Below are 11,975 nucleotides of genomic sequence, written 5' to 3'. Positions count from 1 at the left end.
CATGGCACTACTTGAAGTCAACAACCTCGATGTACGCTTTGCGCTGCGCCAGGGTGAGGTGCACGCCCTGCGCGATATCTGTTTCAGCCTTGAGCGCGGTGAGCGCCTGGGTATTGTCGGTGAGTCCGGCGCAGGCAAATCGGTTGCCGCGTTTTCGCTGCTCAACTTGATCGCCAAACCGGGCTTTATCGCCGGCGGTACGGTGACGTTTGACGGTCAGGTGCTTAACCGCATGTCTGAGCGTGGCCTGCGTAAAGTACGCGGCAACCGCGTTTCGATGATCTTCCAAGACCCAATGATGACGCTTAATCCGGTGCTCTCCATTGGCGAGCAGATGGTCGAGTGCTTAAAAGCCCACCGGCGCATCTCTTCCAAAGAAGCCCGTGCGATCGCCCTGGACAAACTCCAACAGGTGCAAATCCCTTCGCCGGAAACGCGCCTGGATCAGTACCCTCACGAGCTTTCAGGCGGTATGCGTCAGCGGATTATTATTGCCATTGCGCTGCTCCTCGACCCGGACATTATCATTGCCGACGAGCCCACCACGGCACTTGATGTGACCATTCAAGCCGAGATCATGGCGCTGCTACTTGATCTCTGCGAGCAGCACAATGTGGGGCTTATTCTGATCACCCACGACCTGGGCGTGGTCAGCCAGGTCACCCAGCGCATGCTGGTCATGTACGCTGGCCGAGTCATTGAGCAAGGGCCAACACGGGAGATTATCAACGACCCGCAGCACCCTTACACCCAGGGGTTAATCAACGCCCTGCCTCAGATGGCAACGCCGGGTGAAAAGCTCAATCAGATTCGCGGCAGCATGCCGTCACTCTCTAACCTGCCCAGCGGCTGCGCGTTTCATCCGCGCTGCGATTTTATCAATCGTGCCGATGGCCAGCCCCGCCCCGCCTGCACCCAGCAGGTGCCTGAATTTGTCGAATCCGGCAATTGCCGTGTGGCGTGTCATATGGTGGCTGAAATGCTCGAAGATCGCCGTTTGAAGGAGGAAACCTCATGAGTGCGCACGCTGAGGCTATAACGGACAGCCATAATCCTACTCCACGTCAGAACGAACAGAGCGCTGATTCGCTACTGCAGATTCGCGACTTGAAAAAGCGCTTCTCGCTCTCTGGGGATTTTCTCGATCAGCTGCGCTTTAAGGGCGGTAAGCTGGTTCGCCACCAAGAGCACGTTCACGCCATTAATGGTGTGAATCTGGATATCAAACGCGGTGAAGCGCTGTGCGTGGTCGGTGAGTCGGGCTGCGGTAAGTCCACCGTGGCGCGAACCGTCATGGGGCTGCTGACCCCAACAGAGGGTGAGATTCGCTACGACGGCAACCGCATCGATAACTTAAGCTCGCGCCAACTGCTGCCGTATCGCAAGCGGATGCAGATGATCTTCCAGAACCCTTATGCGTCGCTCAACCCACGCATGACCATTCAGCAAACCCTGGAAGAACCGCTACGCCTGCACCACCCTGATTGGAAGCGACCGCAAATTCTCGACAAGGTAGAGGAAGTGATGCGCTCAGTGGGAATTGACCCGGACTGGGGCAAACGCTTTGGCCACGAGTTCTCCGGCGGCCAGCGGCAGCGTATTGCCATTGCCCGCGCCCTGGCCGTTGACCCTGAGTTTATCGTTGCCGATGAGCCTATCTCCGCACTGGACGTCTCGATTCAAGCCCAGGTGCTCAACCTGCTGATGGAAGCCCAGCAAGAGCGCAATCTGACCTACCTGTTCATTACCCACGACCTAGCCGTCGTGGAGCACTTTGGCACCCGCGTGGCGGTGATGTACTTAGGCACGGTGTGTGAAGTTGCCACCACCGCGACACTGTTCGATAAGCCGCGCCACCCCTATACCCAGGCGCTGCTCTCGGCCATTCCACGCTTGAAGGATGACCGGCCCCAGCATATTCGTCTCACCGGCGAAGTGCCGACCCCGGTTAACCTGCCTAGCGGCTGCGTGTTTCATGGCCGCTGCCCCCATGCCAATGCGCGCTGTAAGCAAGAGATCCCCTTGCTGCAAACACAGGATGACGGAACCCGAGTGGCGTGCCACGCTGTTGAGGAGGGACGCCTATGAAGCGGGCGTCGTATTCGATACAGCGACCCCAGGCGCTGAGAGGTAGAGCATGGAAATTCGCTGGCTAGAAGATTTTATCGCCCTGGCCAGAACGCGGCACTTCTCACGCGCAGCAGATGATCAAAACGTTACCCAACCCACCTTCTCCCGGCGGATTAAACTGCTTGAGGAGGAGATGGGCGTAACGCTGATTAATCGTCAAACGCTGCCGCTCTCACTCACCCCGGCCGGGGAGGAGTTTTTGACCCTGTGCGAACAGGTGACCGACCGGGTGCGGCTGACCCGTGACCGGGTGCGCGAAATTAACGCTGGCCAGCAGCGGCGCATTATGGTCGCAGCACCGCAGAGCCTGTTGCCGCATTTTTTACCGGAATGGTTGGCGTCTACGGGGTGGCAAGATCGCGTACAGCCGTATTTGCGGGCGACCGGCTGGGTGGCCAATGACTACTTTCAAGCCTTAGCGCGTGCCGAGTGCGACCTGGCTATCTGTTACTGGCCGATTGGGCGCTGCGATCTGGAGATCGACACCAGCGCCTGCAATTATCGTGTGATTGGTCATGAACGACTGATTCCAGTAACTGGGTTAAACCCAGAGGGAGAACCGCACGCACTGCTGCCTGGCTCGCGCCATCAACCGCTGCCTTGGCTTGCCTACCCCAAGCGTGGGTTGTTGGGGTCTGCGGTTAAAGCACACCTAGCCAGGCTCCCCCAAACCACCTATTTAACTGCGCAGAGTGAAAATCTCTACGCGGCGGGTATTAAAGAGCTGGTGCTACTTGGCTACGGCATGAGCTGGCTGCCAGAGCGCAACGTCGCAGCAGAGCTTGCTCAAGGCACGCTGGTAAGAGCGGGCGATAGTCGCTGGGATGTGCCTATGGAGCTACGGCTATACCGTCATCAAAATCATCGCCACGCTGAGCTGGATAGCCTGTGGAGCGAACTTGCGCCGCCCCGTGTATGACCCCCATTTGAGAAACCTTACTTAAGAGAGGGCACAGCTTTGTATGTCAACCACCCTATTTAACCTGCAACGCGAGCATATAGCGCACCTACAGCGTGCTTATTCGGATATTTTGACCGACCACGGGCTCGATAGCCTGGCAATTTACAGTGGCCATGCCAGCGACCATTTTGCAGATGACCACGCTCCTCCTTTTCAGGCTTACGGGCATTTTATGCACTGGGTGGGTTTAGCCGATGTGCAGCATAGCTGGCTGATTATTCAGCCGGGAGAGCGCCCCCAGCTCTACTTGTATGCGCCCGCCGACTTTTGGCACTTGCCCACTCAGCTACCCGATGAGCCCTGGGTAGAGACGTTTGATATCCACTTATGCAGCGAGAAAGTCTCCCCATCGCTTTCGGGAAATGCCGTCGTTATTGGAGATATCGAGCGTCTTCCCATCAGCATCCAACAGGCGCTAAAAGCTGAACATCACCCTGAACGCATAGTGCATGCCCTTGATGAATTACGGCTGTTTAAAACGCCCTATGAGATTGCCTGTCTCCGTGAAGCCAACCGTTTAGCGATAGCGGGCCATCAGGCATCCCAGGCCGCCTTTATCGGCGCCGCCGGTGAGCTGGATATTCAGCTGGCGTACTTAGCAGCGAGTCGCCAGCGCGAATCAAACGTGCCCTACCAAAATATTATTGGTTTAAATGAGCATGCTGGCGTGCTGCATTATCAACACTACGACCTTAACGCGCCTAAACAGCGCTATAGCTTGCTAGTGGATGCGGGTCGCCGCTTTCGAGGTTACTGCGCCGATATTACCCGCACATACGCTGGCCCCGATGCCCCCGTCGCGTTTGGCGAACTGGTCACCGCCATGCATGGGCTGAAAGATGAGTTAGTCAAAGGCGTAGCCCCTGGCGTTAACTTTTTAGCACTGCACGAGCAGATGCATCACCACCTGGGTGAAATATTGGTGGCTAATGATCTGTTTAAAGGCACTGCAGAACAAGCGGTTGCCGAGGGCATTACGCGGGTATTCTGCCCTCATGGACTGGGCCACTCGCTGGGCCTTCAAGTGCATGATGTGGCCGGGTTACGCCACCCAGATGGCACGCCCGCCCCTGCGCCAGAGCAGCACCCAGCGCTACGGCTGACGCGCATGCTGCGCCCTGGCATGGTCGTTACCATTGAACCCGGGCTCTATTTTATCGCCATGCTGCTCGACCCGCTGCGCAACACCTCACTGCCCATTAACTGGCCGTTGGTCGACCAACTCTCATCCTGTGGCGGTATTCGTATCGAAGATAACGTAGCAGTGACAGAGAGCGGCTTTGATAACTTAACACCATAAGCCCTCTGTAACGTCTTGCTAATCGACACTCTACAACGCACTACGCCCGGCTCAAGGCCGGGCGTAGTGATATTTCAGAAGACTTAACAAAGCTAAAACCTAGGCAAAGCTAAAATCCAGTAAAGCTAATGTCTAGTAAAACTTAGAAGCGGTAAGTAACACCACCGCCAATGGTGACGGGTTCGATGTCAACTTCACCACCGACGTTGATATCTGCGTTCACGTCAGCGTAGCTTGCGTAACCATTGAGCATAATATTATCAGTCACAGCCAGATCAACCCCTACTTGGCCGATCGCGCCGTAGCTTTCATCAACATTCACACCACTCGGCTCACCAGAGAAGCGTGTGTAGTTAAGGCCAGCACCAACGTAAGGCTGTACACGTGAATCCAGGCCACCCATCGGGTAGTAATTCACGAGTAGATTAACAGGTAGACGATCAACACTACCCACATCGCCTAAGGCAGAGGTGTTCAGATCGTGCTCGAACTTCTCAGAGCTGTTGAGTTCAACGCCAACCTTATCAGTAAACAGGTAACCAGCACCAAAGGTGAAGCCGCGAGCGCTCTGCACGTTCAGTGAATCACCATTCAGATTGCCATTACCTGACCCCGTATCCGTTTGGGCAACACCACCACGAACGAATACATCGCCAGCGTTATAAGCGAGAGCCGCCTGGCTTGCCAGTGCGAAACCGGCAGTGATTACAGCAGCAGAAATCAGTTTCATATTACTCATAAGGGTCATCCTCTATGCAGCGCGCAGTTCCTTGCGCTTGGGGATTGCGGTACTTGCTATCCAACTTACCTGTACAGAGTATAGTATACGAACACTGTTTCCAAATTGCTTGTAAAATATTGTTATAAGAAACTGCACCCTGATAGTTTTTCCTATGCGTAAAGTTCTGGCATAAAACTCTTGCATAAACTCAGGCATAAAATCCGGGCACAAAAAAAAGTCCCCCGAAGGGGACCAGGTGGAGCACGCCAGCTCACTCGGTTTGTTGCTACCAGCCGGTAGCAACGTGGATGAAGAAGGAAAAGAAGCCAGATAGTTAATTACGCCTCTCTATTCACTCATCCTTTGCCATATACATTGCGATCTGCGTGCCAATTTTTTAAATATCATTAAAAATCATATGGTTAATAAAAAACCTCTTCACTGACATCAACCTCCGACGCACTGCAGCAAACAAAATGCACCAGCATTGCGCACTTTGAAGCCTTTTTGCATCACAAAGCATCATATGCGTTTGTTTACGCTTCGGAATCCTCAGATTAGTGGTTGGGTGTCACGATGATTTTCACTTGGGCTTTGTCGTTTAGAAGCGCCTCAAAGCCCTCCTCCACGATATCCGCCAGTGGAATGCGCTGGGTCACCATGTCCTCGGCGCGGAAGTAGCCCCGCTGCATCAGTGCCATTACCGCTGGGTAAACATGGCGATAGGCAATAATGCCCTTCATGGTGCGCTCTTTGATGACTAGGTCGTTAGGCTGGAAGCTGGCCTCTCCTTCCCAGATACTCACCACCACCACTTCGCCCCCTTCGTGGGTGCTGTGCAACGCCTGATTCAGCACGTCAGGAATGCCGGTGACTTCAAACGCCACGTCTACCCCGCCACCACTCAAGGCTTGTAGCTTCGTAACCGCATCCTCCTGCTGTGGGTCAACCACAATGGCCCCTAACGCTTCGGCTTTGGCTTTCCGTGAAGGCGCGACCTCAACGGCATATATTTGAGCAGCGCCTGCGGCTTTTAGCGCTTCAATGGTCATCAAGCCAATTGGCCCCGCGCCAAAAACTACCGCGCTATCCCCGGCTTTCAGGCAGCTTTGGCGCACCGCATGCAGCGCTACCGCCGCGGGCTCTACCAGTGCACCCTGCTCGAAGCTGAGGTCATCCGGCAGCTTGTGCACCATATGTTCCCCCATCACGGTGAACTCGGAAAAGCCGCCGCCACCGCCCGAAAGGCCGTGAAAGCCCAGCAAGGGCGTGAGGTTGTAGCGCTCCATCTGATAAGCGCCATCCTTGTTGGGGGAAAGGATCGGCTCAATCGCCACGCGGTCGCCTACCTTCACCCGCGTGACTTTCTCGCCGACCTCTACCACTTCCCCAGCGAACTCATGGCCCATAATGATCGGCGCCTGTTCGCCGCTAATGGGGTGCGGCTTGCCCACCGGAATAAAAATCGGCCCGGCAGCATACTCGTGTAAGTCACTGCCGCAAATACCACAGGCAGCCACTTTCACTTTCACTTCATGGGGGTCGCTCATAGAGGGAACCGAAACTTGCTCAACGCGTAAATCTTTTGCTGCGTACCAAACCGCTGCCTGCATGCTTGACTGACTCATGGGTTACCCTTCCTGTTAAGACGTATGATGAACCGGCTGCAGCCCATAGACAGGCGTTTCCAGCCCCTCCATGCGTGCCTTTAACTGCAGCGCTAAATAGTGTGAGTAGTGCCGCGACTGGTGCAGGTTGCCGCCGTGGAACCACAGCGCCTCTTGCTGGGTGGGTTTCCACATATTACGCAGTTCGCCCTCCCAAGGGCCGGGGTCTTTGGTGGTGTCAGAGCCCAGGCCCCAGCACTTGCCGACTTTATCCGCCACTTCCTGAGAGATAAGCCGCGCCGCCCAGCCATTCATGGAGCCATAGCCGGTGGCGTAGACGATCAAATCTGCCTCTAGCTCACTGCCATCGGTAAGTGTGATGGAGTGGGGGTTAATGCGCTCAATGCCCACACCGCTTCGCAACTTGATATCACCGTTAGCCACCAAGTCGCAGGCGCCTACGTCGATGTAATAACCTGAGCCCCGGCGTAGATACTTCAAAAACAGCCCCGAGTCATCGTCACCGAAATCGAGCAGAAAGCCCGCGTCTTCCAGCTTCTGATAAAACTCGGCGTCGCGCTGTTTGATTGCCTCAAACGCCGGGCGCTGAAAGTCCGGAAGCACCTTGTAGGGGATCGAGGCAAAAATCAGATCAGCCTTGTCGTGGGTTAAGCCATTGGCCACTGCCTCTTCGGAGTAGAGCGGCCCCAGCACTTCCTCCATCAAAGAGTCCGACTTCACAATATGGGTGGATGAACGCTGCAGCATGGTCACATCGGCGTCGTGCTCCCAGAGTGCCGCGGCAATATCGTGAGCAGAGTTATTCGAACCCACAATCACACACTTTTTACCTTGGTAGGCATCCGGCCCTGGGTGCTGGCTAGAGTGCTGCTGTTCGCCTGCGAAGCTCTCTGCGCCCGGAAATGTCGGCACATTGGGCATACCCGACATCCCGGTGGCCATTACCAGCTGTTTCGGGCGTAGCGTGATCTCTTCGCCGTTGCGCTTAACGTTAACCACCCACTCGCCTGCGGCTTCGTCATAACGTGCATTCTGACACTCAGTGGAACTCCAATAATTGAGCTCCATCACTTTTGTGTACATCTCCAGCCAATCGCCCACCTTGTCTTTGGGGGCAAACACCGGCCAGTTTTCAGGGAAAGGAATATAGGGAAGGTGGTCGTACCAGACTGGATCATGCAGGCAGAGCGACTTATAGCGCTTGCGCCAGGAGTCCCCGGCTCGCTCGTTGCGCTCGATAATAATGGTCGGCACGCCCATCTGCTTCAGCCGGGCCCCAAGGCCAATCCCACCTTGGCCTCCACCGATGATCACGCAGTAAGGTTGTTGGGTATAGCCAAGCTCTGCCTCTTCGCGCTCCCGTGACTCTAACCAGGTTTCACGCTGTTTATTGGCCCCGTGCTCAGCTCCTTTTGGGCGGTTGTGGTTACGCGGTTCGGGGTAGTCATGAAGCGACTGCATAGTGGTTAGTAGCGTCCAGCATTTGCCGTCTTTTAGACGCAAGTAGCCTTTGCCGCTGGCGACCGCTGTTTCAAAGGTAAACCACGCCTCACTGGTATCGCCGTTCTGGGTAGCTTCGCCTTCTAGCTGCCAGTTCGAAGGACGCACGTTCTCCAGGGTCGCATTGAGCATGGCCTGAATAGCATCTTTTCCCTCACAGGTTTTTAAATTCCAGGTAAAGGTTACAAAGTCGCGCCAGTAGCATTCCTCATTAAATAGCGACAAAACACGCTGAATATCCTGGGCTTGCAGCGCTTTATCAAAATCACTTAGCCACCCTTGGACAATAGCCGTGGCGGTTTGCTGGGTTTGTGCCGGTATCTCGGACATAGTGAGTACTCCATCGTTTGTTATTGTTGAATTGCTGGTGAGACACCCAACTCTAAGCACCCGCCGTGCCAATCATTTCAGATAAACCACAAGCATATGAAAAATATAAATAAATTTAAAAAACAGTTGTCGATTAGGCGTTGCCCAAGGCGTACACCTGTCACATCTAGTTGTAAACAACGTTACAGGTGTAACGCACGACTAACGGCGTAATAGCGCTGCGTTGACACCCACGCCAGAGCGCATAGGCTGGAAGGACAATAACAAGCCCCACGGTGAACCACGCCATGCCCACTCAATCGTCCCTGCCTGCACGGCTGCAATCCGTCCAGCGCCAGCATATCGAGCATATTTTCCAGCTCGGCGAAGGCTTGGAAATGCCCCAGCTACCCGCCCAGCCGACTATTCGACGCTCCTGGCTGCGCTGCCTAAACGAGTACCAACTCGATCCCACCCAGCCACGCCCAGCCCGGGTGGTGCCTCAACAAATCCTGATCGAGCACCGGGAATCCGTGGATGAACTACTGCACGTGGCAAGAGCCGGGGTTGACCAGCTTTATCAGCAAATTGCTCAACTAGGCTACGTGCTACTGCTCACCGACCACCGTGGGATAACCGTTGAGTTTCGTGGCGATCCCAACCAAGACCAGCAACTGCGCAAAGCAGGCCTATACCTCGGTGCCGACTGGGACGAACGCTTTGCGGGTACCTGTGCCGTAGGCACCTGCCTGCATGACCGCCAAGCGATTATTTGCCACCGCCAGGAGCACTTCGACGCCTCGCATATTTCGCTTACCTGCACTGCCGCGCCCATCGCCGACCCGCAAGGCAACGTCATGGCCGTACTGGACATCTCCGCGCTGCAATCGCCTACCCAGCATGAGAGTCAAAATTTTAGTCTCTCTCTGGTAACGCTCTACGCGCGCATGATCGAGGACGCCTATTTTCTTCAGCGCTACCGTGACTGCCTGATGGTGCGGCTGGATACCTCACGAGAGTTTGTGCATGTAAACGGGCGCGGACTCATCGCCATTGAAGAGAACGGGCAAGTGATTGCTGCCAACGCAGTGGGTCGTGATCTGATAAGTGAACACCAGCGCCGTTGGCCACCCTGGTCAGCCCATCACACCCCAATGCTGGGGGAGCTATTCGAGTGCGAGATCGCCGATGTACTCAGCATTAATAGCGCCACCGACGATCAACTGCGTGCTTTTCGCGCCAGGGTCGATAACACGATCTACTTTATTAGCCTGCTGGAGCCACGCCGCCCGCGCCCTGCTCAGCAAGCACAACCTCTCGCCTCCAGCCTGCCGGAACCACTGGTACGCCTCGGCGCCGACGACCCCGCCATGCGCAAAGTGCAGAAACTGGCTGAACGGTTGCGCAACGAAGCCAGCGTCAATGTGCTGATTAGCGGAGAAACCGGCACCGGCAAAGAGGTCGTTGCCCGTGCTCTGCATGACAGCGGCAACCGATCTAAAGGCCCCTTTATCGCAGTAAACTGTGCCGCCATTCCCGAAGCGCTGATCGAAAGCGAGCTGTTTGGTTACGAGCCCGGCGCCTTTACCGGCGGGCGCGCCAAAGGCATGCGCGGGCTGATTCCCCAAGCCCACGGCGGCACACTGTTTTTAGATGAAATCGGCGATATGCCGCTGGCCCTGCAAACCCGCCTACTGCGCGTACTGGCCGAGCGAGAAGTGATGCCTCTTGGGGCCAATAAGCCTGAAAAGGTTGATATTCGGGTGATTACCGCCACTCATCGCAATATCGATTCGATGATCCAGCAGGGTGAGTTCCGCGAAGACCTCTATTACCGCCTTAACGGGGCTCAACTGCGCCTGCCCGCGCTACGCGACCGCGCCGATAAGCTCTACGTTATCCGCCGCGTATTTGATGACATCATCCAGGAGCGAGCCTCCAGCCAATCACCGCGCCTGCGGGCCGATGCCATTAGCGCCCTACTAGCTTACGCCTGGCCCGGTAATATCCGTCAGCTAAAGAATGCGCTGGCCTTTGCACTGGCCACCTCAGAAAACGAAGAAATCACCGTTCATGACTTACCTGAGCAGTGCCTAAGTCAACGCATCACTCGGCAAGCAACTCCCCTGCCTGCAGACGCTGGTAGCGACAGCGATCACACATTGCTGGAAATGCTCAAGGAGCAGCACTGGAACATTAGCGCCGTGGCTCGCGCTCTCGGGGTTTCAAGGCCCACGATATACCGGCAAATGCAGCGCCAGGGCATCGTGCCGCCGAATTGGCAGGGGTGATAAAAAGCTACTTCAAAGCTTTTGATTGGGAAATAACTGCAACATATCTTGAGAACACGGTGCGAGGGCAGGTTGAAGCGAGGGTCTTTCGCCATGGATGGCGAAAGTAGCGCCCACGGATGGGTTAACAGCGCCCTCGCGGAAACCTGCACTCGGCACAGTGTTGTGCAGAATGCCAGCTACCACTACCTCTTGGCCTTGAGGGTGACCCTCACGTACACTTGTTTGAATCCGTTTATCCTTTTATAAACCCGCTTTCGACAAGCCGAGGCCCTCCCATGGCGTTTGACTCCACTTCTTCCTATATCGCAACCGATGCGCTTAAGCAGGCGGTGAATGCTGCCGTGGTGCTCGAGCGGCCGCTGTTGATCAAAGGCGAGCCGGGTACCGGCAAAACCCTATTGGCCGAAGAGTTGGCTGAATCTCTCGATACCCAGTTAATTACCTGGCATATCAAATCCAGCACCAAGGCGGCCCAGGGTCTGTACGAGTACGATGCGGTCAGCCGCCTGCGCGATTCACAGCTGGGTGTCGAAGGGGTCGAGAACGTCGCCAACTACATCAAGCCCGGCAAGCTGTGGGAAGCCTTTACCGCCAACGAGCGCGTAGTGTTATTGATCGACGAGATCGACAAGGCCGATATCGAATTCCCCAACGACCTGCTTCAAGAGCTGGATCGTATGGAGTTTCACGTTTACGAAACCGGCGAAACCATCCGCGCCGAACAGCGCCCAATTATTGTTATTACCTCGAATAATGAAAAAGAGCTGCCGGATGCATTCCTACGCCGCTGCTTTTTCCACTACATCGAGTTCCCTGACCGCGAGACCATGCAGGCGATTGTCGATGTGCACTTCCCGGATATCGCCCCCCGGCTGGTCAGCGAAGCCCTAGAGGTATTTTTTGAGCTACGTAAAGCGCCAGGCCTCAAGAAAAAGCCTTCCACGTCTGAACTAGTCGACTGGCTCAAGCTACTGATGGCTGACAATATTGCTCAAGAGGCGCTCTACAACCGCGATCCGACCAAAGCGCTGCCGCCCATGGCAGGTGCACTGGTCAAAAACGAGCAGGACACTCAACTGCTGGAACGCCTGGCGTTTATGATCCGCCGCCAGAAAGGCACAGGCCGCTAAGC

9 protein-coding genes are annotated in these 11,975 nt (G+C 55.6%); 6 read left to right on the top strand and 3 right to left on the bottom strand.

Features of this window, described 5'->3' with window-relative positions; genetic code table 11:
* Window position 1: 1 nt before the first annotated feature.
* Genes AC4EYZ_RS22895 through pepQ form a run of 4 tightly spaced genes read left to right on the top strand, consistent with a single transcriptional unit; the run spans window position 2 to window position 4,391 of the window.
* The gene (locus tag AC4EYZ_RS22895; protein ID WP_009287009.1) at window positions 2–1,018 is read left to right on the top strand and encodes an ABC transporter ATP-binding protein; all 1,017 of its coding nucleotides are present in this window, start codon (window positions 2–4) and stop codon (window positions 1,016–1,018) included.
* The gene (locus tag AC4EYZ_RS22890) at window positions 1,015–2,088 is read left to right on the top strand and encodes an ABC transporter ATP-binding protein (RefSeq protein ID WP_027957554.1); all 1,074 of its coding nucleotides are present in this window, start codon (window positions 1,015–1,017) and stop codon (window positions 2,086–2,088) included. The genes AC4EYZ_RS22895 and AC4EYZ_RS22890 overlap by 4 nt, the downstream gene beginning before the upstream one ends.
* A gap of 49 nt (window positions 2,089–2,137) precedes the next feature.
* A complete protein-coding gene (locus tag AC4EYZ_RS22885) occupies window positions 2,138–3,049 on the top strand; it encodes a LysR family transcriptional regulator (RefSeq protein WP_009287010.1) in 912 nt (303 codons plus the stop codon).
* A 43-nt stretch (window positions 3,050–3,092) separates the two neighbouring features.
* Entirely contained in the window at window positions 3,093–4,391 is a 1,299-nt protein-coding gene (gene pepQ, locus AC4EYZ_RS22880) for a Xaa-Pro dipeptidase (protein WP_009287011.1), read from the top strand.
* Between the two features lie 142 nt (window positions 4,392–4,533).
* Here the strand turns inward: pepQ and AC4EYZ_RS22875 are convergent, their stop codons facing one another.
* The 3 genes from AC4EYZ_RS22875 to AC4EYZ_RS22865 form a co-directional block, all read right to left on the bottom strand.
* On the bottom strand, window positions 4,534–5,130 hold the full coding sequence (locus AC4EYZ_RS22875) for an OmpW/AlkL family protein (protein WP_027957556.1): 597 nt from the start codon (window positions 5,128–5,130) through the stop codon (window positions 4,534–4,536).
* A gap of 539 nt (window positions 5,131–5,669) precedes the next feature.
* Complete coding sequence (locus AC4EYZ_RS22870; protein ID WP_009287013.1) at window positions 5,670–6,740, bottom strand: 2,3-butanediol dehydrogenase; 1,071 nt, start codon at window positions 6,738–6,740, stop codon at window positions 5,670–5,672.
* Window positions 6,741–6,755: 15 nt separating this feature from the next.
* Complete coding sequence (locus tag AC4EYZ_RS22865) at window positions 6,756–8,570, bottom strand: NAD(P)-binding domain-containing protein (protein WP_490204044.1); 1,815 nt, start codon at window positions 8,568–8,570, stop codon at window positions 6,756–6,758.
* 287 nt (window positions 8,571–8,857) lie between these two features.
* Between AC4EYZ_RS22865 and AC4EYZ_RS22860 the strand changes: the two genes are divergently transcribed.
* Together AC4EYZ_RS22860 and AC4EYZ_RS22855 are read left to right on the top strand one after the other, a co-directional pair.
* Window positions 8,858–10,840, top strand: coding sequence for a sigma-54-dependent Fis family transcriptional regulator (locus AC4EYZ_RS22860; protein ID WP_027957559.1), 1,983 nt, complete (start codon window positions 8,858–8,860; stop codon window positions 10,838–10,840).
* A 278-nt stretch (window positions 10,841–11,118) separates the two neighbouring features.
* Complete coding sequence (locus AC4EYZ_RS22855) at window positions 11,119–11,973, top strand: AAA family ATPase (RefSeq protein WP_490204043.1); 855 nt, start codon at window positions 11,119–11,121, stop codon at window positions 11,971–11,973.
* Window positions 11,974–11,975: the final 2 nt, after the last annotated feature.

The sequence above is a fragment of the Vreelandella sp. 162(4c) genome (assembly GCF_058152265.1).
This window is presented reverse-complemented; position numbering and strand designations above follow the sequence as displayed.